Source organism: Mesorhizobium sp. M1143 (assembly GCF_040318435.1).
Taxonomy (GTDB): domain Bacteria; phylum Pseudomonadota; class Alphaproteobacteria; order Rhizobiales; family Rhizobiaceae; genus Mesorhizobium.
Genome location: NZ_JAMYMJ010000028.1, coordinates 25,625 through 52,234, shown reverse-complemented (window position 1 = coordinate 52,234; position 26,610 = coordinate 25,625). Strand labels below are relative to the sequence as shown.

The following is a 26,610-nucleotide window of genomic DNA, read 5'->3' as shown; positions in this document are numbered from 1 at the left end:
CTCACTCGTCCATGATGTGCTTGAGGCCGGCGCGGAAATAGTCGTAGCCGGTGTAGAGCGTGACGAGGGCTGCGATCCACAGCAGCACCAGTCCGGTCTGCGTGGTCAGCGGGAAGATCTTGTCGCCGGCAGGCCCAGCCAGCAGGAAGGCGATGGCGACCATCTGGATGGCGGTCTTCCATTTGGCGAGCTGCGTCACCGGCACCGAGACTTTCAATGCCGCCAAATATTCGCGCAGCCCCGAAACCAGGATTTCGCGGCACAGGATGATGATTGCCGCCCACAACGACCAGCCTGCGATGCCGGCATGGCGGTCGGTGTCGGCGGCGAGCAGCAGCAGGCAGGTGGCGACCAGCAGTTTATCGGCGATCGGGTCCAGCATCTTGCCGATGTTTGACGTCTGCTGCCAGGCGCGCGCCAGATAGCCGTCGAGATAGTCGGTGATCGAAGCCAGCAGGAAGATGATCAACGCCGACCAGCGGGCGAAGTCGCTCGATTTCAGATGCCCCTCGAGAAAAAAGCACAGCACCACCAGCGGCACCGCGACGATGCGGGCATAGGTAAGCATGTTGGGCAGGTTGAACGCGCGCTTGGCCATATCTCAGGGACTCTCTCTGCCTGCGTACTCAAATCAGAACCGGATGTAGGGGGTCAACAGGCGAGATTCGATTGGCCAGACGAAAATAGCGCGCGATTGCCGGGATTCGAGTGGCCTGCGAGAAAAGAACGGCTGCTGCCATTTGATCGGGACAGCGGCGTCACCGGCGCTCAGCTCTCATGGAAATGATTGTAGACGAGCTTGGCGACCTGCTCTGAAATACCGTCGACCTTGACCAGATCCTCGACTGCCGCGCGGCTGACCGCCTTGGCAGTGCCGAAGGCCAGCAGCAGCGCGCGCTTGCGACCGGGACCGATGCCGGCGATCTCGTCGAGCGGGCTCTTGACCAATTCCTTCTTGCGCCGCGCGCGGTGCGAACCGATGGCGAAGCGATGCACCTCGTCGCGCAGCCGCTGGACGAAATAGAGCACGGGATCGCGGACGGGCAGCGAAAACGAGTCCCTGCCACTGACGAAGAAACGCTCGCGGCCGGCATCGCGGTCCTGGCCCTTGGCGATGCCGATGGCCGCCACGCGATCCTCGATGCCGAGGTCGGCGAGGATCTTGCGCACCGCGCTCATCTGGCCCTGGCCGCCATCGATCAGGATGACGTCGGGCCAGGCCGGGAAGCTGCCGGAGATGTCTTCTTCGATGTCGTCGCCTGCTCCACCGGCTGCCGCGTCGTCGGGAACGACATCGCCATGTTCCTTCAGCAGCCGCGAAAAGCGCCGTTCCATCACCTCGCGCATCATGCCGAAATCGTCACCGGGCGTGATCTCGGTCGAGCGGATGTTGAATTTGCGGTACTGGTTCTTCACAAACCCTTCCGGCCCCGCGACGACCATGGCGCCAACGGCGTTGGTGCCCATAATGTGCGAATTGTCGTAGACCTCGATGCGCACCGGCGGCTTCGGCAGGCCGAAGGTCTCGGCAAAGCCGGCGAGCAGCCGGCCTTGCGTGGAGGTTTCGGCCAGGCGGCGGCCGAGCGCCTCGCGGGCATTCTGCAGCGCGTTGTCGGTCAAATCCTTCTTCTCGCCGCGCTGCGGCACCGAGATCGACACTTTACGGCCGGCGCGGGTGGACAGCGCTTCGGCCAACAGTTCCTGATCCTGGACGCCTCGCGACAGAAGGATGTTCCGTGGCGTCGGCTTGTCGTCATAGAACTGCGCCAGGAACGAGCCCAGCACTTCCGCCCCCTCCAGTGCCGGATCGGCCTTGGGGAAATAGGCGCGGTTGCCCCAGTTCTGGCCGGTGCGGAAGAAAAACACCTGGATACAGACCTGGCCGCCCTCCTGATGGATGGCAAAGACATCGGCCTCGTCGACCGTGGCCGGGTTGATGCCCTGATGGCTCTGCACATGGGACAGTGCAGCCAACCGGTCGCGATAAATGGCGGCGCGCTCGAAATCGAGCTCCTGCGAGGCCTGCTGCATGGCGGCAGAGATTTCGGTCTTCACCTTCTGGCTGCGGCCCGACAGAAAATCCTTCGCCTCGCTGACCAGCTCGGCATAGTCGCTATGCGAGATCTCCCCGGTACATGGACCGGCACAGCGCTTGATCTGGTAGAGCAGGCACGGCCGGGTGCGGTTTTCGTAAAAGGAGTTGGTGCAGCTCCTGAGCAGGAAGGCGCGCTGCAGCGAATTGATGGTGCGCCCGACCGCGCCGGCCGACGCAAAAGGTCCGAAATAGTCGCCCTTGCGCGAGCGCGCACCGCGATGCTTGTAGATGCCGGGCGAGACGTGATCGCCGGTCAACAGGATGTAAGGGAACGACTTGTCGTCCCGCATCAGAACATTGAAACGCGGCCGCAAGCGCTTGATGAGATTGGCCTCGAGCAGCAGCGCTTCGATTTCGGTGCGGGTGACGACGAACTCCATCGTCGATGTCTCGCGCACCATGCGGCCGATGCGGGCGGTGTGGAACCGGCCTTGCGCGTAGTTGGTCACCCGCTTCTTCAGGCTGCGCGCCTTGCCGACATAAAGCACGTCGCCGGCAGCGTTCATCATGCGGTAGACGCCGGGCGCATTGGGCAGCCGCTTGACCAATGTCTGGATGACCTCGGCGCCGACCATGCCGTCGGCGTCGCCGGCATGCGGCGCCCAGTCTATCGCTGTGAAGGCGACATCGGGCCCGGTGGCCTCGGGCTCGACGATCTCCTCGACCGCTTCATCCTCAAGCTCGATGTCGGGCGGCATATCGTCGGCGGCGCCGGCGCGCGTTTTGTGTTTCTGGTCTGCGGGACTCATTCCACCATGCCTGTCACATCCGGCGTCTGCCATGCAAGATGCTGGCCGCCGTCGAGCGCGATCATCTGGCCGGTCACCGAGCGCGCCTCCCAGAGATAGCGGATGGTGGCGCCGAATTCGGCCAATTGCGGGCCGCGCTTCAGAATCAGGCCATCGACCTGCTTTTGGAAATCATCATCGTCCTGGCGCGCATTCTTCAGCGCCGGACCGGGACCGATGGCGTTGACGCGGATGCGCGGACCGAGCGCCTGTGCCAGCATTTCGGTCTGCGTCCACAGGGCCGACTTCGAGAGCGCATAGGAGAAATAGCGCGGCGTCGGCCGCCAGACGCGCTGGTCGATGATGTTGACGATCAGCCCCTCCTGCCCTTGCGGCAAGGCGCGGGCGAAGTTTTGCGCCAACAGCGCCGGCGTCTTCACATGGATGGCGAAGTGAAGGTCCCATGCCGCCCAGTCGAAGTCCTCGACGCTATCGTCGACGAACAGCGACGCATTGTTGACAAGAAGCGTGACCGGGCCGAGCGCTGCCGCGGCGCGGCCGACGAGATCGCCAACCGCATCCATGTCGGTCAGATCGGCGGCTACCACGCCGGCGCGGCCGCCTCCGTCCCTGATGCTCGCAGCCAGCGCGTCGGCCTCGGCGGTCGAGCGGTTGGCGTGGATGGCGACGGCAAAACCGTGCGCGGCCAGATCCTCGACGATCGCCTTGCCGATCCGCTTCGCCCCGCCCGTCACCAGCGCCGTCCCGGCGGCTTCGATCATCTGTCAATCCTCAATCTGCGCCTCAATTCGGCTAGCGGCACATTGTGACGCGTCCAGGGGTTAAATGCCGTTTCCACCTGGGGCAGGAATGTGGCGAAACGGCTTTTTCGCCGCCGGCACCGCCCCGGATTCGGGTCGGCAGGACCGCAATATAGGACGCTGAACCCGTTGCACCAAGCCGAGTGCAGTGCAGCATCGCCTGCGTACTGACATTTCGCTGTTGCGAAGATGCAACGTCAAGCTTCGGCCTCATTCGTGCCGGGGAATGACCCATTTTCAGGTTCGCTGCCGCCGCATTTTGACACGACATTCGGAACCGTTGAGTGCCAGATCCGTTTCACCCCCCGGACGGGTTGATGGCGCTCAGGACAAACAAGCCTACGTGTCTTGTGGCTTAAGGAGTAAACAACAATGCAAACCAATCTCAAATTCGCGCCGCTCGCGGTTGCGCTCGGGCTCTTCGCCCTCAGCGGTACCGCTTTTGCTGCCGATGTCGTCTCGGAAGAGCCCCCGGCGCCGGCCCCGATCGCCGAGCTCCCCGTCGCTTCCTGGGCCGGCCCGTATGCCGGTGTCAGCGCCGGCTACGGCTTCAGCGGTCATGCCAAAGTCCATGACGGCGGCCCGGACATCAAGACCAAGGGCTTTGTCGGCGGCGTTTTCGGCGGCTACCAGTGGCAGCAGGAAAACTTCGTGTACGGTGCTGAAGCCGATCTCGGCTACAATGGCGTCAAGGGTGACAGCGGCGGCGTCAATTCCAAGGGCGGCTTCGAAGGCTCGCTGCGCGCCCGTCTGGGTTACGCCGTGACCCCGGAAATCCTGCTCTACGGCACCGGCGGCGGCGCCCTGAAGAACCAGAAGGTCTCGGTCCCCGGCGACAGCGACAGCAACACCATGCTCGGCTGGACGGCCGGCGTCGGCACCGACATCAAGATCACCGACAATGTGTTCGGCCGTGTCGAGTACCGCTACACCGACTTCGGTTCCAAGAGCTTCGACAGTGTCGGCACCAAGGTCAAAGAGAGCGACAACCGCGTCACCTTCGGCGTCGGTATGAAGTTCTAACTGTCGTTCAAGCCACGACACAAGAAAGCCGGGCCTCGCGCCCGGCTTTTTTTGTTTCGCCCGTCAGGCCGGCACAGCCACCTTCAGCCCCGGAAACTTCTCATCGAAACGCGCTGCCCAGCGGGTCAGGCGGCCGCGGCCCTTTTCCCATTTGCCGGCGAAGCGCAGAGAGAGGTAGCCGAGGCATGCACGCAACGCCAGCTGGCCAAGCGTGATCTTCTTCGGCAGCTTCGGCGGATTGGCGTTGAGGAAATCGAGTGCGGCGGTGATCTTGGTCCACTGGCGATCGAGCCAGGGTTGATAGACCATCTCCTCCGGACGCGTGCGCCGCTCATAGACCATCGACAGCGCGCAGTCGCATATGCCGTCGGCCAGCGCCTCCAGCACTTCGGCCTCGAGGCGCTTGTCGGCATTGCGCGGCAACAACAGGCTCTTCGAAGCGCGGTTGAGATGCTGAGTGATCGCGCGGCTGTCATGGATCGAGCGGCCGTCGTCGAGCACCAGCACCGGAATCTTGCCGAGAGGATTGGCTGACATCAGTTCAGCAGGCTTGTCCTCGGTCTTGACCGGAACGAGCTCGACGGCAATGCCGGCATGGAGTGCTGCCATGCGCACCTTGGAACTGTAGGGGGATGAGGACGCGTAGAGCAGCTTCGGCATGATCGGTTCCCTGTTTTCGGACGGCCAGTGCATGTCGCTCAAAAATGCGATTCCGGTCTTGAGAACGACGCGCGTAAAGCAAAGGTCTAGAGCGTGTCGCCTGAACCCCATCGAATGCGACCGCCTTAGTGTTGGCCGATCTTCCCTGAGGGAGCAACTGCCAGAAGGGCAAAACCAGGCGGCCAATCCGCCGACAATGAAATCGCCATGCATGTCTCACAGAAGTGGCGTCAATTTCGAGAGAACGACATGCATCAAAACAAGACCTAAATCACAACAAAAAAGCTCCCGGGAATCTGCCAGTCGGCAAAGTTCCCGGGAGCTTTGAGATGGACCGCTGTTACTTCTTCTTGGCGGCTGGCTTCTTGGCCGGTGCAGCCTTCTTCACAGCTGCCGTCGACTTGGCGGCGGCGGCCTTCATCGGAGCCTTGGCGGCGGGCTTTGCCGCTGCCTTGGCTGCCGGCTTCTTGGCGGCGGGCTTGGCTGCTGCCTTCGCAGCAGGCTTCGCCACAGCCTTGGCGGCCGGCTTCTTGGCGGCGGGTTTCGCTGCTGCCTTGGCGGCGGGTTTTGCTACTGCCTTAGCTGCCGGCTTTGCCGCTGCCTTGGCGGCCGGCTTTGCCGATGCCTTCGGTGCTGCCTTCTTTACTGCTGCAGGTTTCGCGGCAGCTTTCGATGCCGCTTTCTTTGCCGGCGCTTTCGCCGCCGGCGCCTTCGTCGTGGTCTTTGCCATGCGATGCCCCTTGCGTTTGTGCCGATGGCCGTGAGTGACCCGGCGAGCTAATGCATATCTGACTCGTGCCTATCTAGCCAGCGAAGCATTACATAGAATTTCGCAGATTAAGTTTCGGTTACGCTGAGAGCATGATCGCAATGATCGGCACAGAAATCGGCAAAGAATCTTCCCGCTTCGCAGCGAACTGTTGCGGGAGAAATCTCTGATATCGAGACTCACACGATCTTCTCGTCAAGCTCACATTCTCTTTGCAACGCCGTCGATCTCACGCGGTCATCGGCGGCCTATCGGATGGCAACAATCATCGCACCGCAGAGGCTGATCTTGCTTCATCCCCACGGTTGCAGGAACAGCAATAAACTAAACACGAGCTTTTTGCTCGTATATCGAAAATGGTTGGATGAAAGCCAGGAAAGACAGCACTTGAAGGACAGCCTGTTGTGTGTCGGACGTCTCCCAGACGAGAAGGGGGATCGCCAGCTTCGGCGCAAGAGATGCCGAACGGAAATGGGAAACGAAAGATAGGGGTATCCTCCTCCCGGGAAGCCGCGATCCCTTGGAAGCCAACGGGTGCGGGCCCCTAAGCGCCAACCCGTTCGCGCACCTGCAGCCGGCGCGAAGGCTCGGCGTGGTGGAGGTGGACGGCAAACGTATCCCACGGCGGCGCAATGCCGATCTGCATCAGGATCCGCCCGATCTCGCCGCGGTGATAGCCGCCATGCGTGACGACATGTGTCAGCATTTCCTGGCTTGACATCATCGCCCTGTCGCCGTCGGTGAAGGTGAAAGCCACAGGCTCTGACATGAGCTTTGGCGAGACGGCTTCGATATAGTCGAGATACCAAAGATCCATCGCAGCGACATCAGCGCTCAATTCATCGAGTGCCGGTGTGTCCACGGTGTTGTCGGACGCATAGCCATGACGCGTGCCGGAAAGATGCGCGGCGAATATCTTCGATACGACGAGGTTGTGGTTGACGAGACGGGTCGCTGTGTGACGCTGATCGACATGCTCCTGCTGGTCGAGGCCCGCAAGCTTCTCCAGCAATTCACCATTCGCCCAGGCTTGATAAACGAAGAGGCTGCGGAGCAAATCCAGCGCGTCCATGGTCTGTATCCTTTGCAAGAAATATGAGTATGTTGTCTATATTCTTGGCTGCTGGAGCAGACATGTCTACTCGCATTGCAAAGCCGCGCTCACGCATGCGCAAGCAGCCGCGCCAGGCGCGTTCGAGAGCGACGGTCGAGGCGCTCATCGAAGCCGGTGCTCATGTTCTGAGCGCGCTCGGCTGGGCCGGCTTCACCACCAACAAGGTGGCCGATGCGGCCGGCGTCAGCATCGGCTCGCTCTATCAATATTTTCCCGACAAGCTGTCGCTGGTCGAAGCAATTCGCCGGCGACATTTCGATCAGGTGCTGTCGGTGATCGCCGAATCAGCAGAAGGCGACAAGCCGCTCAAGCGATTCGCGCAGGAGCTGGTGCGCGGCATGATCGATGCGCACAGCATCCATCCGACGCTGCATCAGGTGCTGCTCGACGAGGCGCCGGGCGATCGCGGCTCACGCGCCGCCCATGCCTCGTTCCAGTCGCGCTATCTGGATCACTACACGGCGGCGGTGGCGCAATATCGCAGGCGCAGAAAGGACAATGAGACCGTAGCCCGGGTGCTGTCCTCAGCGGTCGAGGGCGTCATCCACAATGCCGCGCGGCGAGACATGCTCGACGCCCCGGAACTGCAGAAGCAGTTGGTCGAGCTGATCTGCGCTTACGTATCTGGTGGGAAGGCGGTGTGAGGCAGCGGCAGCAGTTCGGAGATTGGCGAATCCGGAGCGACATCAGATCTCCCCCTTGCGGGGAGATGGCAGGTTCAACGGCGGTTCTTATCCGACCTTAGCGCAGGACGCGGCAGCGGCCGTTGTAGACCATCCAGCGGTCGAAGCCCGAGACGCAGAATTCGACATTGTCGCCGATCGAGGCAAAACCCTGGCCTTCCTCGATCAAGTACCAGATGGTGCGGGCGCGGCCATCGGAAAGGCTGACGGTGGCGCCGCAATAGCGGCGGCCGATCGGCCATTCTTCGCTGGCCGGGAGATAGCGATGCTGGTGGATGCGTTGAAAATCGGTGATCGAAATATCCGGCAGATGCGGCACGTGATGCACCTGGTAGGAGAAGCGGCTGGAGATCTTGCTTAGCACCCATGCCTCGCCGCAAACGCCGCTGTCCTCGTCGGAATAGACGGAAAGGTCGGCGGCCTGTGCTGGCTGGCCAAGGGGTGCGGCCAGCGGCGTGCAAAGCGAAATCAGGGCAGCAAGAGCGGATTTGGCAAAGCGAGTCATGGCAGCCTCTCAAAGGTCGACTGCGCCCACTTTGCGGATTCGGCGGCGCGCGGTCAAGCGGTCGCCCTGACGATGGTTTACCGCTCCGCAACCGGTTTTGCCGGTGCGAAGCTGCGAAACCACGTCCTGACCTTCGAAAAAGCTCGCCTTGCCCATTAGGAAAAGCGGCCTGCCCATGGCCGGCGGGCCGCCGAAACCCGGTTCAGCCTTGCTTGGCGTCGCCCTGCGGTATGGCGGCCGGGTCCATCCACATCGCTTCCCAGACGTGGCCGTCAGGATCGGCCAGGCTGCGATTGTACATGAAGCCATAATCCTGCTGGGCGTTGATGTCGGCGGCGCCGCCATTTTTCGCCGCCGCCTCGTTCATCGCATCGACCGCCGCGCGGCTGTCGCAGGACACGGCAAGCATGACCTCGCTCGAGGTGGCCGGCGGGATGGGGCGATCGGTGAACTGACGCCATTTGGCGTGGGTGAGCAGCATGACGTTGATCGTTTCGCTCAGCACCATGCAGGCTGCGGTGTCGTCGGTGAAGTGCGGGTTGTTGTCGAAGCCGAGGGCTTTGTAGAATGCCATCGACGCAGCGAGATCGGCGACGGGCAGGTTGACGAAGATCATGCGGGGCATAGGGTCTCCTTGACAGTACACACTTGAAACCGGACCGGCGTTTCGCCGGACCATCCTCCGATGCCTTCTCTCAACGCACCGGTTTTGGTTTGCCGCGCACCCTCTCGGTCTGCGCCTTCTGCATCGCTTCGACCTCTTGATAAGCCGAGCAAAAACTGCATCTCGGCCGCCGAATATTCTCCAGCAATGCGGCGCCCGCCTCGAGGATCGGATGGTAGCAGCGCCGGACGAGTTCCTCGGTCTTCTTGCCCGCCGCGACCATGACCTTGCGCCTGTCATCGGGATCCGGCTGACGGCTGACGAAGCCGCGCTTTTCCAGCCGGTCGATCAACGTCGTGACCGCCGCCGGCGTGAGATTTGTCTCCCTCGCTACGAGGTTTGCCGGCCCCGCCGGCCGTGATTGATCGCACCGAGACAGCGGCGCTCGGCAGCGCTCAGCACATAGATTTCGGCGACGGTCCCATCGAACGTTTCGACGGCATCCTGCCAGCGCGATATCGCGAAGCCTATCGCGTTGACCAGTTCCTCTTCTGTCGATCTTGGCATTCGATTCGAAATCTAATAATTAGATATCTATCTATCTGATTCTGGGATTAGCGTCAACGCCGAGCCGATTAGATGTGCATCTCCATGGTTTCGGTTCGTTGAACACAGCTGAGCATTCGCGGATGGCGCCACCGTCAAAACCTCTAGCGACTTTGTGTCTTTGCCGCGGGCGTCGCCCGCTGCGAAGCGTCGCTACTCCCCGGCCAGCCATTCCAGCGACCAGTGCGCCGGCTTTTCGACCGCCAGCAATCTGTGCAGGACCGGCAGCACGATGCGCAGTTCGCGCTCCAGCGTGAAGGGCGGGTTGACCACCACCATGCCGCTGCCGTCGAGGCTTGGTTCACGCGATGCCGGCCGGATCTCGAACTCGATGTCGAGCAACTTTGGGACGCCGGATTGCTTGAGCGCCTTGCGGAAGGCGATGATCGCTTTGCGATCCTTGATCGGATACCACAGCGCGTAGATGCCACCCGGCCAGCGCCTGTGCGCTTTCTGCATGCCGTCGACCAGGCGGTCGAATTCGCCGGCTTCCTCGAACGGCGGATCGATCAGCACCAGGCCGCGCTTTTCCTTTGGCGGCAGATGCGCGCCAAGCGCCAGCCAGCCGTCGAGTTCGATCACCCTTGTCTGGAAATCGCCGGCAAACAGCGTCTTCAGCCTGGCGGCATCTGCGCCGTGCAGTTCGATCGCCGACAACCGGTCCTGCTTTCGCATGAGGTGCCTGGCGATCAATGGCGAGCCCGGATATTTCTTCACCCCGCCATCGGGATTGAGCGAACGCACCGCTTCAAGATAGGGGGCAAGCAGCGCAGCCGCCGATTTTTCGATCGGGGCGTGGATGAGGCGGCCGATGCCGCCTTGCCATTCGCCGGTCTTTTGCGCTTCCGCCGACGAAAGATCGTAGCGGCCAATGCCGGCATGAGTGTCGACGACACGGAACGCCTTGTCCTTCTGCTTCAGATAGTCGAGCAGAAGGCTGAGCACGACATGCTTGACGACGTCGGCGAAATTGCCGGCGTGATAGGCGTGACGGTAGTTCATGCTGCGCTCATGTCGAGGAGCCTCTGCCCCAACGCGGCGGTGGCGGCTTCGAGTTCGGGTTCTCCGGCCGGCGACCGCCGAAAGCCAGAGTAAGCAGGAAGCCGATCAGGCCGACGGCCATCAGCCCATAGCCAACCGGCCGTGCGCGTTGATCGATCTCACCGGCGCCGGAGCGCAGTATCAGATCCACTGCGCGTATCGGGATATCGTCGGCGTCGCCCGGGCCGGCGGTGAAGAGATAGGCGCCGGGACTGACGGTTTCGATCACGCCGGCCTCGTCGCGAAAGATCTTGTCGGGCAGTTGCGGGCTGACCTGCCGCGGATTGTCGGCGTGGTTGAATTGCAGCGTCGAGGCAAGCACCGTGCGCCCGGCTGTGGCGGCAGTCAGCGTCAGCACGGTGCGCTGCTGCGAGACAATGCGCTCGGCCTTTGCCGTCAGGTCGACCAGCACTCTGACCGGCGCGTCGCCAGCTTTCAGCGTCACCGTCACAGGCCTAAACCGGCCCTGGTCGTAGACGCGCCAGGCGCCGATCTCGTGGCCGGAGAAATTGCTCATGGCCCAGGGATAGACGAAGCCAATGGCGGCGCCGGCAAGCAGTATCAGGACAAACAGAAAGCGCATTGAGGAGATCCGGGTGTTCGACAGATTGCCAATAACGCCCTGAAGGCCAAAAAGCGATGGCTGACGCAGCGGAGCCACCTTTGTGGAGTCCGTTGGCGGCACGCAAGCCATGTGGCACTTATGGCGAATGAAGCCTTCCGCAGAAGCATCGACTCGTCTTTTCCAACCGATGCCGGTGGCTCATGCCCAATAGCACCGTGCTGATCACCGGTGCCCGCGCGCCGGTGGCGCTGCACCTGGCGCGGCTGCTGCATGGCGCCGGTCGCCGGGTGATCCTGGCCGACAGCCCGGCCCGGCCGATCGCCGCAGCGAGCACGGCCTGCGCCGCCTACCATCGCCTGCCGCCGCCGCGCTTTGCCGCCGACGCCTATGCCAAGGCGGTGGAAGCGCTTGTCCGCGCGGAAGGCATCGAACTCGTTATCCCGACCTGCGAGGAAGTCTTTTATCTCGGTCGTCTCTGGCAGCACCGCGCCATGCCGGCCCGCCTCTTCGCACCCGAGATGGCGATGCTCGCCCGCGTTCACGACAAGCATGCCTTCATCCGGCTGGCGCAGAGCCTTGGGCTCGACGTGCCGGAAACGATGCTGCTGCAAAGCGAGGCCGATCTCGACGGCGTTCGTGGCCAATCGCGCGAATTGGTGTTCAAACCTGTGTGGTCACGTTTTGCCCGTGACGTACTGCTGCGGCCATCGCCGGACGAACTCGACGCCGTCCGCCCCTCGCCCGCCGCTCCTTGGGTGGCGCAGCGCTACATCGCAGGTGAAGAGATCAGCGCCTATGCGGTGGCGGTCGAGGGTGAACTCAAAGCGCTGGCGCTCTACAGTTCGCTCTATCGCGCCGGCATGGGCGCCGGCATCTGTTTCGAGCCAGTCGGGGATGCGGCTGCCCGGCGCTTCGTCGAAACCTTCGTCGCCGGCGCCGGCTGGACCGGCCAGATCTCCTTCGACCTGATGCGCGAGAATAACGGCACGGTGCTGCCACTGGAGTGCAATCCGCGCGCCGTGAGCGGCCTGCACTTCTTTCGCGATCCGCGGCGCTTCGCCGACGCGGTCCTGGAGGATGGCGCCGAGGTGAAGCCCGACGTGACGGCGCCGCAGACGGTGAGGCTTGCGATGTGGATCTACGGGATGCCGGCGGCACTGCGCTCCGGTGGTCTCGGCAGCTTTCGCCAGGCGATGCACGATGCCGATGAGCTGCTCGACTGGCCGGGCGACCCCGCGCCGAAGCGGGCGCAGTGGCGCACGCTGGCCGAGATCGCCGGCACAGCACTGCGCCAGCGCATCAGCCTTCAGGCTGCGTCGACGCGCGATATCGAGTGGAATGGGCCGGAGCAGGACTAGTCGAGTTGAAGCGGAACTTCCCGTTTCAGCTGAGTGCGTAAGTCCTGCTAAGGTTGCCTAAACGGGATTAACTGGCTTTGCGGACAATTGCAGGCCAAGCGCCTTGGTTACGCCCAGCAATGTACTGAGGCGCGGATCGCCCTTTTCGCTCAGCGCCTTGTAGAGTGCCTCTCGGGTCACGCCGGCGTCCTTCGCTATGCTTGTCATGCCGCGGGCGCGCGCGACAATGCCGAGGGCGTGCGCAATATAAGTCGCGTCCCCGGTCTCGAACGCATCAGCGAGCAGTTCGGCTTGAGACTCAGCATCATCAAGATATTCGGCGGCGTCGAATGGTGTGGTTCTGAGGGTCATATCAAACTTCCTTTGCCATTTTCCTGGCTTTTCCGATGTCCCTGTCCTGCGAGCCTTTGTCACCGCCGCAGAGCAGGATAATGACCGTGTTGCCGCGCCGGACGAAGTGGTATCCCGGACCGTAATCTACGCGCAATTCTCCTATGCCATCGAAGAACTTGGCGTCTCCCAACAGCCCAGCCTGAACGCGGACAATCCGTTGGGTGATCTTCTTTACGGCGCGAATGTCCGTGAGCCCTCTGAGCCATTTTCGGAATTCGTCAGTGGATCGAACTTCGATCATCCGTGAACTATAATTTACAGCAGAACTGGAATCAAGTGCCGTGAACTTTAGATTACAACTCGATTTGGTGCACCCGCGGCTCTGCCGCCGCCGGTGGCATCTTGCCGTCGATGATCGCCGCTATGTCGCGGCGCAGGAAATCCAGCGGGCCGATCGCCGGCTGAACCTGCGGCGATATACGGGCGTTGTCGCTGGCCGATTTCAGCACACGGCGATCCTGCTGCAGGGCAAAGGCAAAGAGCGGCCGGAAAGCAAGCGCCTTGAGTTCGCCGAACAGGCCCTGTCGCGGGCCGATCAGCCAGCCGACGCCTTCGACGGTCCGTTCGTCCGCCCGACGCAAATGGAAAGTGGTCGCCAGCGCCAAGCCGCCCTTGCCCCAATATTCGAGTTCGACGATGCCGGGATGGCGGTAGCGGCCGATGGTCTTGGCGCGCTCGCCTTCCAGCAGCCGGCTGACCAGCCCCTGTTGGCGGTCCTCGCCGGTGTAGCAGCTTTCGACCCAGCCCTTGCCGCCGGTCACCTCGACGCGCACGAGATGGCGCTTTGCGGTCAGGCCGCGCAGGACACCCTTGTGGGTGAAGTGGGTGTGAGTGGCGTCGAGAATGTTCTCGGCGGCGTCGAGCACCGTCGATCGCGCCGAGCTTCGCACCCGCTTCACGACGACATCCTTGCCTTGCATGCAATGGAGATAGGGCTCGCCCTCAGGCGTGCCTGCCGAGACGAAGACGACGCCGTCGCGCTCGATCGCGCTGTAGCGGCGGATACGGTAATGCGGGACGTCGCCGACATGGCCGGGAATGGCGGTGCAGCGCCCTTCCCCATTGTAGCGCCAGCCATGATAGGGACATTCGATCTCGCCACCGACGACCTTGCCGGTCGAGAGTTCGACCAGGCGGTGAGCGCAGCGGTCGAAGAGGGCGGCAATGCCTTTCGCCGAGCGGAACAGCACCAGTGGCGCGCCGTCGAACAGGATGCGCTTCGGCTTGGCTTTGATGTCGGCAGACCGCATCACCGCCTGCCAATAGTCTTTGTCTTTCTGCTGCCGGGTGTCGCTCAAAGTTCAAATCTCCTGAGCAGGGGAATGCCGATCTTCGCGAGCACAAATTCCATGATCCGCACCGCCATGCGTTGGCGGCGCGGCAGATGGGCAGCATAGACGGCGTTGTATTCCACCGTCGCCACGGCGCCGCGCAAGCGTTTGAAGGCGGCGGCACCGGCGCTCATGTTGAAGAACAGGCTGTGCGCCATCGCATGATCCTGCGCCAGCGCCATCATCATGCGGTAAAGGCCTTCGCTCACCGGGAGGCCGGTGTCGTAGCCGACGATGGGCTGCGTCAGTGTCCTGCCGTTCTGAGACAAAGCGGCGACGGCGACCAGTTCACCGCCGGGACGACGCAGGCCTGCCAGTTGCAGGATGCCGCGACGGTGCGTCTCGCCGATATAGCGGGCCGTGTAGTGCGGGTTGAGCGGCGTGTATTTGTCGAGATAGAGCATCCGGTAGAGCGCTTCGGCGCGCGCATAGTCGGCCTCGGTGAAGTCGCCATTGCCGACCTGCTCGAAAGGCGTCGTGGGCAGCCGCTTGCGGTCGCGCTTCATGTCGTTGGTCATGGCCGAACCGTCGCCTGCGAAGATGTAGATCTGCCGCGCCGCCAGCATTCGAAAACCCTCCGCCTTCAGCGCTGCGATTGTCGAGGGATCGGCGATCTCGTTCAGGGAGCGGATGAAAACAGCGCGATCTGGAAAACGCGCGGTGAGATCGTCGCGCATCGCCGCGACCGCGTTGCGATCGAGCAGCGGCACCGGATTGGTCGAATAGAGCCAGTTGTTGACCTGAACCTGATGGTCAAGGCCGCTCATCCTGACCAGCGGCGCGCACAGGCCGATCAGCATCCGCATCGTTTTTTGCAGCAAGGGCGAGGAGACGAAATTGCGGGTCTCGTCGATGGCATAGTCGATATAGGCGCTGGACGGGCAGCAGATATAGCAGTTCGGCGCTTCGCTTCTGTCGTTCAGCGTCAGCGGAAAGGAGCGGCCGGCGATCTCGAAGGTTTCGACAGCCACTGTCAGATTGCGCACGAGGTCGCGCACCGGCACCTCGTTGAAAAGCTGAACGAAGGCTTCGACCTCACGCGGGCTGTTTTCTACCCGGTTCGTCTGATCGAGTGGCAACATAGCGAGCCGGTTCATGATGCCGCTCCCAGGTGGCATTCGACCCGACGCAGTTTGCGGCCGGTCTCCAACGGCAGGTCCCTGCGAACAAGGCTGACCGAAGCTGTCGCCTGGCGCGCCGCCAGCAAATTGCGCACGGCCTGATGGGCAGCGGTGGCGGCTTCGTCGGCAAGCCCGGGGGCCAGGCTGAGTTCGATTGCATCTTCAGCGGTCTGGACCAGGCGGAAATCGTCGATGCGCCGGTCGGCCTTGAGCACCGCATTGCGTAGTATGTCGGGCGTGACGAGGAGCTGCCCGTGCGGCGAGGCGAGCCGGAAAGCGTCGTCCATGCGGCCGACGATCTCGTCCAGCGTGCGCAGCGGCGAGCCGCAGCGGCATGGCTTTTCCGACAGCCGCAGCAGATCGTTCATCCGGTAGCGCGCCATGATCTGGGTCCGGCGGCGAAAGGCGGTGATCAGCGGCATGACCAGGCCGTCGCCGGCCGGTTCGAACTCGAAGAACACCGAATCCTCGGCCAGATGCAGCCCGCCCTGGCGGCAGGTGACGGCGAACAGCCCTTCGGTCGCCATGTAGATCTGGTCGACCTGACCACCAAAGAATGCCTCGATGACCGGCCGGTCAACCGGGTCGAGCGTTTCGGCGGCGCTGAAGACACGCTGCGGCTTGAGCCGAAAGCCCTCGGCCGCGAAGTGCCGCAGTATCTTCGGTGGCGCGATGATCACCGTCGGCGCGAAATCTTCGAGAGCGCCGCGCCAGCTCTCCGGACCGCGCGTCAGATCGAAGAAGCGCAGGTCGATACGCCGCGATTTGCGCGCGCTATCGTAGAGCCCGGTGTTTTGCGGCAGGACCACCGCAACGCGCTGCCGGAGCCAGAGCAGATCGGGCACGGCCTTGGCCAGGATGGTGCCCAGCCAGCGGTATTTTTCCGCCTCGGAAATGACGAACAGGCCACGATTGCCCGACGTGCCGGTGCTGGAGCCGACAGTCAGCTCGCCAATGCGGCTATCGCCGGCCTGCGCCTTCCAGGCCTCGGCGGCCGAGACGCCATGAATGTTGAAGCGCTCGAAATTGCCCATCACCGTCGCCTTGTCGGTCACCGGCAGGTCGCCGAGAAGACGCGGCGCCTTGCCGTAGAACGGCGCGCGCGGCAGGTCGCGGTCGAGAAAGCGGCGCAAGGCTTGCGCCTGCCAGCGCTCGAAACTCTCGCGGCTTTTGCGCGAAACCCATTGCGTCAGCGCAAACGAGCGGATCGCTTCGGCCGGCCCGTTCACGCGCTCTCTCCGGCCACATCGTAGGCCGTCACCGCCGGATCATGACAAAGAACAACCTCGCCGCCGGTCGCCAGAAACCGACGCAACATTACGCTGGTCGGCTCGATCGCGGCGGCATCCTCGGCCAGCAGGGTTGCAGGCAGACCGGGAGTTCGGTTTTCCACCAATGCTCTGATCAGCCATTGCGCATCGACGGCGTAGAGCAGCGGCCGCTCCAGATTGGGGAACAAAAGGCCGAACTGGCCATCGGCATGGCCGGGCAGATCGACTGCGACGACGCTGCCGTCGCCGAACAGATCGGCGCCGCCTGGCACGCCGCCGCGAGGTTCGATCCGCCGCTTCGACGACAGCCCGTCGAGTCGGGCCTCGAAGTCAGACGGGAACAGTTCCTTGAAGACGCCATGGCGCAGATTCTGCAGGGAAGTCTTGGCCTTCGCCCGCGCCCAGGCGGTGTCATTGGCGATAAGCCGAGCGTTGGGAAACAGCGACAGGCCCGACATGTGGTCGGCATGGAAATGCGTGACAATGACGGTGCGGACGTCCTGCGGCGAGAGGCCGAAGCGCGCCAGTACCGCGAGCGGCTGCTCGGCTTCGTTGAGCTGGGGCCGGAGGATCGCAATGTAAAGACGCAGCGCCGTGCTGCGCTCGCTGCCTTGTGTCACATGCGGCGTGTAGCCGGTATCGATCAGTACGGGGCCGGCCTGTGGATGCATGATCAGGCCGTAGCGGACACGTAGCCTGACCTTCGCCCAGCTGCCGCCGCGCAGGATCAGGCGCTCGGCTGCGCTGACAGAGGCGCTGTTGGCGAAGACGATCTTCACGCTGCCCTCCTGCTTTCCATCGCCTTGCCGAATGTGCGATCGAGCCCTTCCTCGAACGACACTTTCGGCGCCCAGCCGAGGATGCGGCCTGCCTTGGAAAGATCGAGGCTCTGCGCATAGGCGAACAGGCCAAGACCGTAGCGCGTCACCGGCGGTTCCGGGCGGCCGGGCAATATATTCGCTACCGCCTCCGCTATCCCGGCCGTCAGCATGGCGGGCCAGAGCGGCATTCTGCGCCAGCGCGGCTGCACGCCGGCGCGGGCGCAGGCCGCCTCGGCAATGCGGCGGACCGGCACCACTTCGCCGCCGGAGATGTTGAATATCTGTCCCTCGGCAGCGCTCCCGGCGGACAGCGCGGCAAGCACCGCATCGACGACATCCTCTATATAAGTGAGATCGATGCGCGCCTTGCCGTCGCGAAACAGCGGCAGCGGGCGCTGCCGTGCCACCTGCAGCAGACGCGGCAGCAGCGTGCGATCGCCGGGACCGTAGAGGCCGCGCGGCCGCAGCACCACCGGGCTGATCTCAGGCGCCGCCAGCACGATCTCCTCGGCCTGCCGCTTGGTGCGGGCATAGTGATTGACCGGAGGGGGCAAGGCCGCATTCTCGGGAACTCCGAGCTGGTCGCGATAGGCGAAACAGACCGTCGGGCTGGAGATATGGACGAAGCGGCGCACGCCTTGCCCGCGCGCGAAATCGCTGAGGTTGCGGGTAGCTGTGACATTTGCCGTCTGGAAATCCGCCAACCTGCCGAAGGGCGCGGAAAGTGCCGCGCAGTGGATGATCGCATCGACGCCGTCGAGAGCGCGCGCGGCAGCTGCATCGAATGGTTGAGACAAATCGAGCCGAACGACCCGATGACCAGCGGCTTCGAGCGCCGCGCAGCGTTTGGCGTCCCTGCCAAGACCCAGCGCCGGTGTGCCCAGTGCAGCCAGCCGCGCCATGACATGCGCGCCGAGGAAGCCGCTGGCGCCGGTGACGAGGACGCGTCCCACGGTCATGCTTCCAGCGCCATGCCGCCGAACGACACGCCGGCCGAGGTGCCGAGGAACAGCACTTTGGCGCCGGGCACAATGCGTTGTTCGCGGCGCGCGACGTCGAGCGCAAAGGGGATGGAAGCGGCGATCTGATTGCCGTAGCGCGCCGCGATGTCGACCAGCTTTTCCCTGGCGAAGCCGGTCTGGCGCGCCATGTGGGCGAGCGCCAAAGGGCTCGCCTGATGCGGCACGACGAGGTCGACATCGTCGTGCCGCCAGCCGGCGCGATCGAGCAACTCCGCTACAAAGCCGTTGAAATGGCGTGACGTGACGCGAAACAGTTCCTTACCCTCCATGTGGAACAGGCTGTGGCGGGCGAATTCCTCAGGCTCACGATGAAAGTCGAACCGGGTGCCACCGGAGCCGATGCTGCAGGCCTCATAGGCGGAAGGGTAGGTGCGCATCAGGTTGGCCGCGACTCGACCCTCGGCAGGGGCTGCCTGTTGCAGCACGGCGGCCGCCGCGCCATCGCCGAAGAGGGCCGCAATTTCCGGCTGGCCCTGCCACGGCAGCGCGCGCGAGGCGATTTCAGACGAGAACACCAGCGCCGTCCGGCATTGCCCGGCCTCGATCAGGCGCGACGCGGTCTCGAAGGCTGTGAGGAAGCCGAGGCAGGTGCTGTTGACGTCGAAAGCGGCCGCCGACCCATCGGCAAGGCCGAGGCGCTGCATGACCAGCGGCGCCGTCGACGGCAACGGCTGGTAAGGCACGCCGCAACCGCCGATGACCAGATCGACACTGCCTGCCTCAAGTTCGGCATCGGCAAGCGCCAGACGGGCTGCGGCACAAGCAAGGTCGACCTGCGATTCGGCCTCGCAGACATAGCGTTCGATGATGCCGGTCGCGGCCTCGAAATGTCCATCGCCAAACCCCAGCCGCGCATCGAGGGCGCGCGACGTCACGCATCGAGCCGGCACGGCCCGCCCCGTTCCGATGATCCTGATCCGCATTCTCAGCCCGCCGCTTGAGTTGCGCTTTTCGCAATCCTTAGATCGGATGGTTCGGCGATAACAGCGTCGTTTTCAAGACGCGCCGGCAAAGCGCTTACGCCTTGCGCTCCCAGCGCCGGTCCGGCGTCTGCTGCCAGTAGGTGACCGCGTGGCCAGCCTCCTTCAGCACCTTCCAATGCATCCGCGCACCTTCTACCTGGGCCGCGTCATGGCCGTCGAACAGGAACACGGCGCGTTCGTAGCCGGCGAGATCGGCGGGTGCGGCGCCATCGACGAGGAAGCGTATCTGCGCCTGGTTGGGGTTGGCGTCGCTTGTGGTGAGCAGGATTGGCTGTTCGGCCGGATGGGCTTCACGGTCGGTCGCGTGCGCGAGGAACGAATCGTCCCTGAATGTCCACAGATGCAGGTCGAGCGCATCGCGCCGCTCCTCGGTCCCGGTCTGCACCACGGCGCGCCAGCCGCGATCGACGCTGCGCTCGAGCAGGCCGGGAAGCGCATCCTCCAGCGTCGATTCGGTCAGGTGGTAGAACAGGACATCGGCCATTCCCTGCCTTATCCCTCGTAATTGTCGCGCACCAGCCGGTCGAGCAGCCTGACGCCGAAACCCGAGCCCCAGGACTGGTTGATCTCGCTCGGCGGCGAGCCCATCGCGGTGCCGGCGATGTCGAGATGCGCCCACGGCGTTTCCTTGACGAAGCGCTGCAGGAACTGCGCGGCGATGATGGCGCCGCCATAGCGGCCGCCGATGTTCTTCATGTCGGCGTTCTTCGAATCGATCAGCTTGTCGTATTCGGGCCCAAGCGGCATGCGCCACAGCCGCTCCTGACTCGCCTGGCCGGCCGCCGTCAACCTGTCCGAAAGTTCGTCATTGTTGGAGAACAGGCCGGCATAATGCTGGCCGAGCGCGACCATGATGGCGCCGGTCAGCGTCGCCAGATTGACCATGAATTTCGGCTGGAAGCGGTCGTTGCAGTACCACAGCGCATCGGCCAGCACGAGGCGTCCTTCGGCGTCGGTGTTGAGCACCTCGATGGTCTGCCCCGACATCGAGGTGACGATGTCGCCGGGGCGCTGGGCATGGCCGTCGACGGCATTTTCCACCAGCCCGACGATGCCAACGACATTGGCCTTGGCCTTTCGCGCGGCCAGCGCCTGGATGAGCCCGATGACGGCCGCGGCGCCGCCCATGTCGCCCTTCATGTCTTCCATGCCGGAGGCCGGTTTCATCGAATTGCCGCCGGTGTCGAAGGTGACGCCCTTGCCGACGAAGGCGACCGGTGCGTCCTTGGCCTTGCCGCCCTTCCATTGCATGACAGCCATCCGGGCGCCGCGTGGCGAGCCTTGCGCGACACCGAGGAGCGAGCCCATGCCGAGCTTCTTCATTTCCTTCTCGGTGAGGATCTCGACCTCGACGCCGAGCGCTTCCAGTTCCTTGGCGCGGGCGGCAAATTCGATCGGGCCGAGCGTATTGGCCGGTTCGTTGACAAGGTCGCGCGCCAGAAGCACGCCGTCGATGACCGCAACCTCGTCGGCGAAGGCCTTTTTCGCCGCGGCAGGATCGGCGGTGTGGATGGTCACCTTGACCGGTTTCTTCGGCTCGGCATCGTCCTTGTCTTTCCTGGTCTTGTATTTGTCGAAGGAGTAGCTGCGCAGAATGATGCCGGCGGCAAGGTTCGCCGCTTGCCTGCCGCCAATCTTTGCGCCCGGCACATCGAGGATGACGGCCACCTCCGCTGCCTTGCGCAGGGACGCGGCGATGGTGCCGCCAAGCTTCAGCCAGGCAAAGTCATCGAGGCCGGCGACCTTGCCGGCGCCGACCGCCACCAGTCGGTCGAGCGATGTTCCCTGCGGCGCCAGTACTTCGACGACACCGGCGAATTTGCCGGAAAACTCCGCCACCGGAAACGCCCGCGCCAGCGTTCCTGCCGGGTCGCAGGCCTTTGCCGGTTCGCCAAGACCACCATCGTCGGCCGCCAGCACGAAGATGCTGCCCTTTTTGGGTGCGGCAAATTTGGCGAAGGCGATCAATGGTCTCAAAGTCATCAGGTCCTGCTTTCGGGAAACGGCTCAGATTTTCAGGAAAAATGCATTCTCAGGGAAGATGCGCGACATTTGGTCGTTTTCCTTGATTTGGCAAGACTTTGCCGGAATCGGGGCTCATATGCGCAACGGAATCGATAACGATTCGTCGCGGCACGGCCCCGCTTTCCTGCCGCAACCTGTTGTTAACCATCGATGTTCTCCCTTTCTTATCCATTGCCGCCGACACTCCGGCCTGCGGGACGGGCGATGTGGGACGGAGAATCGGATCGAACCGCCTGAAAGAAATGGCCAAACGCACCCAGTTGTACAGCCGCAGCCGGACGACTACCTTGTCCGCGGGCATGATGCCGTTCGGCAAATCGAGAAAAGCCTTACATGAAGGTCGTTGAACGCTACATCATGCGTCGCGCACTGGCGGTGTTTCTCGCTGCGCTGATCTGGACGCTGGCCATTGTCTGGACGACGCAGGTGCTTGCCCGCATCGACCTGGTCACCGATAGTGGCCAATCGGCGCTGACTTTTTTCGAGGTCGCGGGCCTCATCATCCCCACCATCATCCCGATCGTGGTGCCATTCGCCCTGGTGGTGGCGGTGGCCCAGACGCTCAGCGTCATGAACTCCGATTCGGAATTGGCCGTCATCAACGCCGCCGGCGCCTCGCGCTGGACGATTGTGCGGCCGGTCCTGCTGATCGCGCTGGCGGCCAGCGTCTTTTCCTTCGCGGTCGACAATGGCGTCGAACCCTATGCCAGGCAGAAGAACCGCCAGCTGATCGCATCCTCGCGCGCCGATCTCTTGTCGCTGATCATCCAGGAAGGCACGTTCCGCAAGATCGACGACGGGCTGTTCCTGCAGATAGGCGAGCGGCTGCCGGACAACCGGCTCGGCGGCATCTTCGTGGCCGATTCGCGCGAGGAAGGCGCCAATCTGATCTATTATGCCAAGAGCGGCAGCGTCGTCGAAAAGGGTGACGAGAAGGTGCTGATGATGAATGACGGCGTCATTCATCGCAAGACGCTGACCGGCGACCTGTCGGTCATCCGCTTCACGTCCTACGCCTTCGACCTTTCCGCCTTCATGTCGGCGGCGAACGATATCATGCTCCTGCCCAAGGACCGAACGACGCAATACCTGCTCAACCCGGATCCGAACGACAAGATCTTCCAGCGCAGGCCCGGCGCCTACAAGGCCGAGCTCGACCAGCGCTTTTCCGAATGGTCCTATTCGCTGGTGTTCGCGCTGATCGCGCTGGCCGTGGCAGGCGATGCGCGCTCACACCGCGAGGCGCGCATCCACCCGCTGATCACAGCCATCGCCATTGCGCTGTTCGTGCGCTGGCTGGGCTTCTTTGCCGCCGGCAAGGCCGACAAGATCCCGCAATACGCCTATATGGTCTATGGCGTGCCGGTCATCGCCTCGGCGGTCGCCATCTGGTTCATCGTCACCTCGCGAAGCATGGAACTGCCCGGCAGCTGGGCCGACTGGATGACGAATTTCGCCGGCCGCGTCAGCCATGGCTGGACGGCGCTCAAGCTGCGCCTCAATCGGCGCTACACATCCGGCCAGGGAGCCTGACGATGGGCTGGACCCTGGGCCGCTACTTCTTCTTTCGCTACGTGTCGATCACGATCTGGTTCTTCATCGGCCTTCTGGCGCTGGTGTTCCTGATCGACTTCACCGAGCTGTCCGGCCGCATCACCGGCCTGCCGGGCTTCACCTACGGCACGGCGGTCGCGATCTCGGCGCTGAGGATGCCAATGATCATGCTGCAGACGGTGCCGTTCGTCGGCCTGTTCTCGGCGATGGCGACGCTGGTCTCGCTCAACCGCAAATACGAGCTGGTGATTGCGCGCTCGGCCGGAGTGTCGGCCTGGCAGTTTCTGTTGCCCTGCTGCATCGGTGCGCTGTTATTCGGCATATTGTCGGTCGGCGTGCTCAATCCGATCGCCGCGCATGGCTTCTCATGGTCGGAGCAGATGGAAAACCAGCTGCGATCCGGCAATTCGAACGTGGTGGCGGCCGATGCCACGCCGTGGATCCGCCAGAAAACCAACTCGGGCGACACCATCATCGGCGCCCGCGCCATCCTGAACCAGGGCCTGGAAATGGCCGACACCGTGTTCTTCGTCCTCGATCCGCAGGGCAATATCGTCGAGCGCAAGGACGCGGCGCGGGCCTTTCTGCGCGACGGCTACTGGGAATTGCAGGACGTCAAGGTGTTCAAGGACGGCAACATCCGTTCCGAAACGACCGACCAGTTGCCGACCAACCTCAAGCCGGAATTCGTGCAGGAACGGCTGGCGCGCCCCGAAACCATCCCGTTTTACGACCTTCCCGGCAAGATTGAGGTTGCCCGCTCCTTCGGCCTCAAGGCAAATGCCTTCGCCATGCAGTTCGATTCGCTGGTGGCGTTACCGTTCCTGCTTGTGGCCATGACGCTGATTGCGGCAACAGTTTCAATGCGATTTGCGAGGATGGGGCAGTCGGCAACGATGATTCTGGGTGGCGTCCTCGCCGGCTTTCTGCTTTATGTCGTTTCGGTATTGGTCAAGGCATTCGGCGTGGCGGGATTCGTGCCCACAGCCGTGGCTGCATGGGTTCCGGTTGTCGTGGCTATGTTCTTTGGGGTGACATTCCTGCTATACAAGGAAGACGGCTAGTGAGGGAGGCGGCTTTGCGCAGCCATAGGCAGGCCGGTTTGGCGCGCCTCTATTCGGCGAGCGCCTTGGCATGCCTGCTCGCCTGTGGCGTGCTGACGGCCCCTGCGCTGGCGCAGGACGTCACCGACGTGGCAACGAAGGTTCCCTCCGGCTCCCAGATGCTGCTGGCGGCCGACACGCTCGTCTATAACAACGACAACCAGACGGTCACCGCCATCGGCGGCGTCCAGATCGACTATGGCGGCAACAAGCTCGTCGCCCAGCGCGTCGTCTATGATCGAAACACCAAGCGGCTGGTTGCCAGCGGTAATGTCGAGATCGTCAACAGCGACGGCACCAAGATCAACTCGCAGCATATCGATATTACCGACGATTTCGCTGACGGTTTCGTCAATGCGCTGCGCGTCGAAACGCCCGAAAAAGCCTATTTCGCCGCCGAAAGCGCCGAGCGCATGGGCGGGGTGCTGACAACGTTCCACAACGGCGTCTATACGGCCTGCGAGCCTTGCGAAGACAAGCCGGACAAGGCGCCGACCTGGCGGATCAAAGCCAGGAAGATCATCTGGAACGGCGAAAAGAAAACGGTTCGCTTCGAGAACGCGAATTTCGAGTTCTTCGGTTTCCCGCTGGCTTATCTGCCGGCGTTCGAGATCGCCGACCCGACGGTCAAGCGCAAAAGCGGCTTCCTGATCCCCAGCATCGGCTACAACAATCGTCTCGGCGTCGGCGTCAAAGTCCCCTACTACTTCGCTTTGTCGCCGACCTACGACCTCACCGTTACCGGCAGCGGCTACACCAAGCAGGGTTTCCTCGGCGAGGCCGAGTGGCGCCAGCGCTTCAACAATGGCCAATACACGCTGAAGCTTGCCGGAATCAACCAGCAGGACCCTGGCGCTTTCCGTGATTTCGCGGCTTTCCCCGGCGGCTACAATGTCAATTCGGGGCCAGCAGGCGATCCGAACAAATTCCGCGGGATGATGGGCACCAAAGGCCAGTTCGCCATCAATCCGCGCTGGGACTTCGGCTGGGATATCCTGCTTCAGACCGACAAGAATTTTTCGCGTACCTACACGATCGAAGGCTACAACGACGCCGTGCATCAATCGTCGGTCTACCTGACCGGCCTAAACGACCGCAATTATTTCGATGTGCGCGCCATGCGCTTCCAGGTTCAGGAAAACACACCGGACGGCAACGTCGCATCGCGCAGCGACAAGCAGCCCTGGGTGTTGCCATCGCTCGACTATGCCTACATTCCCGACATGTCGGTGGCCGGCGGCCAGCTGTCGTTCAACGTCAATGCGCGCATCATCCGCCGTGACGATCTCGATCAGGCCTATTTTACCCCCTATGTGCCGGGCTCAGGCGTCCAGCGCGTGCGCGGCATCGAGGGCGAATCCGGTCGCCTCACCGCCGAGGCCGAGTGGAAGCGTACCTTCACCACGGACGGCGGATTGCAGCTGACGCCGCTTCTGGCTCTGCAGGGCGACGTCGACTATCTCAACGCTTCTTCGGCTTCGCTGACTGCGGTAAACCAGATGGCGACGAATGTCGGTGCCGCCGACGACATGCGGTCTTCCTTCGCCCGTTACATGGCGACTGCCGGACTTGAAATGCGCTGGCCGGTGCTGTTCTCGATGACCGGCTCCAGCCATATCGTCGAACCGATGGCGCAGGTCTTCATGCGCCCGAACGAGCAGTATGTCGGCGGGCTCGCCGTTCCCAACGAGGATGCACAGAGCTTCGTCTTCGATGCCACGACGCTGTTCGAGCGCGACAAGTTCTCCGGCTACGACCGCGTCGAAGGCGGCAGCCGCGCCAATGTCGGCTTCCGCTATTCCGGCGCCTACGACAATGGCTGGGGCACCAATGCCATCTTCGGCCAATCCTACCAGCTGGGCGGCCGCAACTCCTTCAATTCGCCGGATCTGGTCAATGTCGGCGCCAATGTCGATGGCGCCGCCAATTCGGGCCTGGAGACTTCGACCTCCGACTATGTCGGCCTTGTCGGCTTCAGCAGCCCGAGCGGCTTCTCCGGTTCGCTCAGCGGCCGCTTCGACGAGCAGACCTTCGAAGTTCGCCGTGCCGAGGTGAAGGCCGCCTATTCCGGGCTGCCGGTTTCGCTGAGCGCCAAATACGCCTTCATCCAGGCGCAGCCCCTCTATGGTTTCACCACCGACCGCCACGAAGTCACGCTCGGCGCCTCGACACACCTGGCCGAAAACTGGCGCGTCTTCGGCACCGGCACCTACGACCTGCAACAAAGCGTGCTGGTCAAGGACGGCGTCGGCTTTGCCTACAATGATTCCTGCTTCACCTACCTGATGACGTACTCGGAATCACGCGACATCAACACCAAGGAAGTGTCGCAGAATGTCGGCTTCAACCTGTCGTTCCGCACGCTCGGCGATTTCGGCTCGTCCCAAAGCTCGATCGACTCCATCCAGTAGAGC

General features: G+C 63.1%; 29 protein-coding genes. 6 read left to right on the top strand and 23 right to left on the bottom strand.

The features are described 5' to 3' along the window. Position 1: 1 nt before the first annotated feature. From pgsA to NKH35_RS19260, 3 genes are all read right to left on the bottom strand, one after another. Complete coding sequence (gene pgsA / locus NKH35_RS19270) at positions 2-598, bottom strand: CDP-diacylglycerol--glycerol-3-phosphate 3-phosphatidyltransferase (RefSeq protein WP_023673449.1); 597 nt, start codon at positions 596-598, stop codon at positions 2-4. Positions 599-768: 170 nt separating this feature from the next. Further along, on the bottom strand, positions 769-2,844 hold the full coding sequence (gene uvrC / locus NKH35_RS19265; RefSeq protein WP_023733881.1) for an excinuclease ABC subunit UvrC: 2,076 nt from the start codon (positions 2,842-2,844) through the stop codon (positions 769-771). Further along, the gene (locus NKH35_RS19260) at positions 2,841-3,605 is read right to left on the bottom strand and encodes an SDR family oxidoreductase (protein ID WP_023684725.1); all 765 of its coding nucleotides are present in this window, start codon (positions 3,603-3,605) and stop codon (positions 2,841-2,843) included. Before NKH35_RS19260 ends, uvrC begins: the two co-directional genes overlap by 4 nt. Positions 3,606-4,016: 411 nt before the next feature. Here NKH35_RS19260 and NKH35_RS19255 point away from each other — a divergent pair, with 411 nt between their 5' ends. Continuing rightward, entirely contained in the window at positions 4,017-4,667 is a 651-nt protein-coding gene (locus NKH35_RS19255; protein ID WP_023733880.1) for an outer membrane protein, read from the top strand. A 63-nt stretch (positions 4,668-4,730) separates the two neighbouring features. Here NKH35_RS19255 and NKH35_RS19250 read toward each other — a convergent pair whose 3' ends face one another. The 3 genes from NKH35_RS19250 to NKH35_RS19240 all read right to left on the bottom strand — a co-directional run bounded on the left by NKH35_RS19250 (position 4,731) and on the right by NKH35_RS19240 (position 7,168). After that, positions 4,731-5,327, bottom strand: coding sequence for a glutathione S-transferase family protein (locus NKH35_RS19250; RefSeq protein ID WP_023689091.1), 597 nt, complete (start codon positions 5,325-5,327; stop codon positions 4,731-4,733). Positions 5,328-5,667: 340 nt separating this feature from the next. Continuing rightward, positions 5,668-6,057, bottom strand: a complete 390-nt coding sequence (locus tag NKH35_RS19245) for a hypothetical protein (RefSeq protein WP_031262225.1) — start codon at positions 6,055-6,057, stop codon at positions 5,668-5,670. 583 nt (positions 6,058-6,640) lie between these two features. Continuing rightward, positions 6,641-7,168 (bottom strand): DinB family protein, encoded by a 528-nt coding sequence (locus NKH35_RS19240; RefSeq protein ID WP_023733878.1) that lies wholly within the window; start codon positions 7,166-7,168, stop codon positions 6,641-6,643. A 62-nt stretch (positions 7,169-7,230) separates the two neighbouring features. Here NKH35_RS19240 and NKH35_RS19235 point away from each other — a divergent pair, with 62 nt between their 5' ends. After that, positions 7,231-7,854, top strand: coding sequence for a TetR family transcriptional regulator (locus NKH35_RS19235; protein WP_031198064.1), 624 nt, complete (start codon positions 7,231-7,233; stop codon positions 7,852-7,854). Positions 7,855-7,951: 97 nt separating this feature from the next. Here NKH35_RS19235 and NKH35_RS19230 read toward each other — a convergent pair whose 3' ends face one another. From NKH35_RS19230 to NKH35_RS19205, 6 genes are all read right to left on the bottom strand, one after another. Then, positions 7,952-8,398, bottom strand: a complete 447-nt coding sequence (locus tag NKH35_RS19230) for a hypothetical protein (RefSeq protein ID WP_023733877.1) — start codon at positions 8,396-8,398, stop codon at positions 7,952-7,954. A 202-nt stretch (positions 8,399-8,600) separates the two neighbouring features. After that, a complete protein-coding gene (locus NKH35_RS19225) occupies positions 8,601-9,023 on the bottom strand; it encodes a VOC family protein (protein WP_023684718.1) in 423 nt (140 codons plus the stop codon). Positions 9,024-9,093: 70 nt separating this feature from the next. Then, positions 9,094-9,441 (bottom strand): MarR family transcriptional regulator, encoded by a 348-nt coding sequence (locus tag NKH35_RS19220; protein WP_084023740.1) that lies wholly within the window; start codon positions 9,439-9,441, stop codon positions 9,094-9,096. Then, a complete protein-coding gene (locus NKH35_RS19215; RefSeq protein ID WP_023733874.1) occupies positions 9,393-9,569 on the bottom strand; it encodes a hypothetical protein in 177 nt (58 codons plus the stop codon). Before NKH35_RS19215 ends, NKH35_RS19220 begins: the two co-directional genes overlap by 49 nt. Before the next feature lie 192 nt (positions 9,570-9,761). Beyond that, positions 9,762-10,610 (bottom strand): 23S rRNA (adenine(2030)-N(6))-methyltransferase RlmJ, encoded by an 849-nt coding sequence (locus NKH35_RS19210; RefSeq protein ID WP_023684716.1) that lies wholly within the window; start codon positions 10,608-10,610, stop codon positions 9,762-9,764. Between the two features lie 7 nt (positions 10,611-10,617). Further along, positions 10,618-11,232 carry a hypothetical protein gene (locus NKH35_RS19205; RefSeq protein WP_023733873.1) on the bottom strand — a complete coding sequence of 205 codons (615 nt, stop codon included), beginning with the start codon at positions 11,230-11,232 and terminating at the stop codon, positions 10,618-10,620. Positions 11,233-11,414: 182 nt separating this feature from the next. Between NKH35_RS19205 and NKH35_RS19200 the strand changes: the two genes are divergently transcribed. Then, a complete protein-coding gene (locus NKH35_RS19200) occupies positions 11,415-12,572 on the top strand; it encodes an ATP-grasp domain-containing protein (RefSeq protein ID WP_031244168.1) in 1,158 nt (385 codons plus the stop codon). A gap of 57 nt (positions 12,573-12,629) precedes the next feature. On the opposite strand, the gene NKH35_RS19195 is transcribed toward NKH35_RS19200, so the two are convergent. The 11 genes from NKH35_RS19195 to NKH35_RS19145 form a co-directional block, all read right to left on the bottom strand. Further along, positions 12,630-12,923 carry an addiction module antidote protein gene (locus NKH35_RS19195; protein ID WP_023672747.1) on the bottom strand — a complete coding sequence of 98 codons (294 nt, stop codon included), beginning with the start codon at positions 12,921-12,923 and terminating at the stop codon, positions 12,630-12,632. Between the two features lies 1 nt (position 12,924). After that, positions 12,925-13,206, bottom strand: coding sequence for a type II toxin-antitoxin system RelE/ParE family toxin (locus NKH35_RS19190; protein ID WP_023733871.1), 282 nt, complete (start codon positions 13,204-13,206; stop codon positions 12,925-12,927). Positions 13,207-13,258: 52 nt separating this feature from the next. Next, positions 13,259-14,263: a Rieske 2Fe-2S domain-containing protein gene (locus NKH35_RS19185; protein WP_352915841.1), complete on the bottom strand. Its 1,005-nt coding sequence runs from the start codon at positions 14,261-14,263 to the stop codon at positions 13,259-13,261. Next, positions 14,260-15,393, bottom strand: coding sequence for a GNAT family N-acetyltransferase (locus tag NKH35_RS19180; protein WP_023711925.1), 1,134 nt, complete (start codon positions 15,391-15,393; stop codon positions 14,260-14,262). The genes NKH35_RS19185 and NKH35_RS19180 overlap by 4 nt, the downstream gene beginning before the upstream one ends. After that, complete coding sequence (locus NKH35_RS19175) at positions 15,390-16,646, bottom strand: F390 synthetase-related protein (protein WP_023733870.1); 1,257 nt, start codon at positions 16,644-16,646, stop codon at positions 15,390-15,392. Before NKH35_RS19175 ends, NKH35_RS19180 begins: the two co-directional genes overlap by 4 nt. Beyond that, on the bottom strand, positions 16,643-17,467 hold the full coding sequence (locus tag NKH35_RS19170) for an MBL fold metallo-hydrolase (RefSeq protein ID WP_023752531.1): 825 nt from the start codon (positions 17,465-17,467) through the stop codon (positions 16,643-16,645). Before NKH35_RS19170 ends, NKH35_RS19175 begins: the two co-directional genes overlap by 4 nt. Further along, on the bottom strand, positions 17,464-18,468 hold the full coding sequence (locus NKH35_RS19165) for an NAD-dependent epimerase/dehydratase family protein (protein ID WP_031197144.1): 1,005 nt from the start codon (positions 18,466-18,468) through the stop codon (positions 17,464-17,466). Before NKH35_RS19165 ends, NKH35_RS19170 begins: the two co-directional genes overlap by 4 nt. Then, entirely contained in the window at positions 18,465-19,406 is a 942-nt protein-coding gene (locus tag NKH35_RS19160; protein WP_245261395.1) for a 3-oxoacyl-[acyl-carrier-protein] synthase III C-terminal domain-containing protein, read from the bottom strand. The genes NKH35_RS19165 and NKH35_RS19160 overlap by 4 nt, the downstream gene beginning before the upstream one ends. Before the next feature lie 142 nt (positions 19,407-19,548). Then, positions 19,549-19,998, bottom strand: a complete 450-nt coding sequence (locus tag NKH35_RS19155) for a DNA polymerase III subunit chi (RefSeq protein WP_023733866.1) — start codon at positions 19,996-19,998, stop codon at positions 19,549-19,551. 8 nt (positions 19,999-20,006) lie between these two features. After that, positions 20,007-21,497 carry a leucyl aminopeptidase gene (locus NKH35_RS19150; RefSeq protein WP_023733865.1) on the bottom strand — a complete coding sequence of 497 codons (1,491 nt, stop codon included), beginning with the start codon at positions 21,495-21,497 and terminating at the stop codon, positions 20,007-20,009. 49 nt (positions 21,498-21,546) lie between these two features. Continuing rightward, positions 21,547-21,840, bottom strand: a complete 294-nt coding sequence (locus NKH35_RS19145; protein ID WP_156935527.1) for a hypothetical protein — start codon at positions 21,838-21,840, stop codon at positions 21,547-21,549. 32 nt (positions 21,841-21,872) lie between these two features. Between NKH35_RS19145 and lptF the strand changes: the two genes are divergently transcribed. The 3 genes from lptF to NKH35_RS19130 are packed head-to-tail and all read left to right on the top strand — an operon-like array spanning position 21,873 to position 26,607. After that, complete coding sequence (lptF, locus tag NKH35_RS19140; protein ID WP_023733864.1) at positions 21,873-23,072, top strand: LPS export ABC transporter permease LptF; 1,200 nt, start codon at positions 21,873-21,875, stop codon at positions 23,070-23,072. A 2-nt stretch (positions 23,073-23,074) separates the two neighbouring features. Further along, complete coding sequence (gene lptG / locus NKH35_RS19135) at positions 23,075-24,157, top strand: LPS export ABC transporter permease LptG (protein WP_023702945.1); 1,083 nt, start codon at positions 23,075-23,077, stop codon at positions 24,155-24,157. Beyond that, the gene (locus NKH35_RS19130) at positions 24,157-26,607 is read left to right on the top strand and encodes an LPS-assembly protein LptD (RefSeq protein WP_023733863.1); all 2,451 of its coding nucleotides are present in this window, start codon (positions 24,157-24,159) and stop codon (positions 26,605-26,607) included. The genes lptG and NKH35_RS19130 overlap by 1 nt, the downstream gene beginning before the upstream one ends. Positions 26,608-26,610 lie beyond the last annotated feature (3 nt).

Excerpts from the sequence above, each read along its gene's own strand:
- pgsA (WP_023673449.1), bottom strand. The coding sequence starts at position 598 with ATGGCCAAGCGCGCGTTCAACCTGCCCAACATGCTTACCTATGCCCGC.
- uvrC (WP_023733881.1), bottom strand. The coding sequence starts at position 2,844 with ATGAGTCCCGCAGACCAGAAACACAAAACGCGCGCCGGCGCCGCCGAC.
- NKH35_RS19260 (WP_023684725.1), bottom strand. The coding sequence starts at position 3,605 with ATGATCGAAGCCGCCGGGACGGCGCTGGTGACGGGCGGGGCGAAGCGG.
- NKH35_RS19255 (WP_023733880.1), top strand. The coding sequence starts at position 4,017 with ATGCAAACCAATCTCAAATTCGCGCCGCTCGCGGTTGCGCTCGGGCTC.
- NKH35_RS19250 (WP_023689091.1), bottom strand. The coding sequence starts at position 5,327 with ATGCCGAAGCTGCTCTACGCGTCCTCATCCCCCTACAGTTCCAAGGTG.
- NKH35_RS19245 (WP_031262225.1), bottom strand. The coding sequence starts at position 6,057 with ATGGCAAAGACCACGACGAAGGCGCCGGCGGCGAAAGCGCCGGCAAAG.
- NKH35_RS19240 (WP_023733878.1), bottom strand. The coding sequence starts at position 7,168 with ATGGACGCGCTGGATTTGCTCCGCAGCCTCTTCGTTTATCAAGCCTGG.
- NKH35_RS19235 (WP_031198064.1), top strand. The coding sequence starts at position 7,231 with ATGTCTACTCGCATTGCAAAGCCGCGCTCACGCATGCGCAAGCAGCCG.
- NKH35_RS19230 (WP_023733877.1), bottom strand. The coding sequence starts at position 8,398 with ATGACTCGCTTTGCCAAATCCGCTCTTGCTGCCCTGATTTCGCTTTGC.
- NKH35_RS19225 (WP_023684718.1), bottom strand. The coding sequence starts at position 9,023 with ATGCCCCGCATGATCTTCGTCAACCTGCCCGTCGCCGATCTCGCTGCG.
- NKH35_RS19215 (WP_023733874.1), bottom strand. The coding sequence starts at position 9,569 with ATGCCAAGATCGACAGAAGAGGAACTGGTCAACGCGATAGGCTTCGCG.
- NKH35_RS19210 (WP_023684716.1), bottom strand. The coding sequence starts at position 10,610 with ATGAACTACCGTCACGCCTATCACGCCGGCAATTTCGCCGACGTCGTC.
- NKH35_RS19205 (WP_023733873.1), bottom strand. The coding sequence starts at position 11,232 with ATGCGCTTTCTGTTTGTCCTGATACTGCTTGCCGGCGCCGCCATTGGC.
- NKH35_RS19200 (WP_031244168.1), top strand. The coding sequence starts at position 11,415 with ATGCCCAATAGCACCGTGCTGATCACCGGTGCCCGCGCGCCGGTGGCG.
- NKH35_RS19195 (WP_023672747.1), bottom strand. The coding sequence starts at position 12,923 with ATGACCCTCAGAACCACACCATTCGACGCCGCCGAATATCTTGATGAT.
- NKH35_RS19190 (WP_023733871.1), bottom strand. The coding sequence starts at position 13,206 with ATGATCGAAGTTCGATCCACTGACGAATTCCGAAAATGGCTCAGAGGG.
- NKH35_RS19180 (WP_023711925.1), bottom strand. The coding sequence starts at position 15,393 with ATGAACCGGCTCGCTATGTTGCCACTCGATCAGACGAACCGGGTAGAA.
- NKH35_RS19165 (WP_031197144.1), bottom strand. The coding sequence starts at position 18,468 with ATGACCGTGGGACGCGTCCTCGTCACCGGCGCCAGCGGCTTCCTCGGC.
- NKH35_RS19155 (WP_023733866.1), bottom strand. The coding sequence starts at position 19,998 with ATGGCCGATGTCCTGTTCTACCACCTGACCGAATCGACGCTGGAGGAT.
- NKH35_RS19150 (WP_023733865.1), bottom strand. The coding sequence starts at position 21,497 with ATGACTTTGAGACCATTGATCGCCTTCGCCAAATTTGCCGCACCCAAA.
- NKH35_RS19145 (WP_156935527.1), bottom strand. The coding sequence starts at position 21,840 with ATGCCCGCGGACAAGGTAGTCGTCCGGCTGCGGCTGTACAACTGGGTG.
- lptF (WP_023733864.1), top strand. The coding sequence starts at position 21,873 with ATGAAGGTCGTTGAACGCTACATCATGCGTCGCGCACTGGCGGTGTTT.
- lptG (WP_023702945.1), top strand. The coding sequence starts at position 23,075 with ATGGGCTGGACCCTGGGCCGCTACTTCTTCTTTCGCTACGTGTCGATC.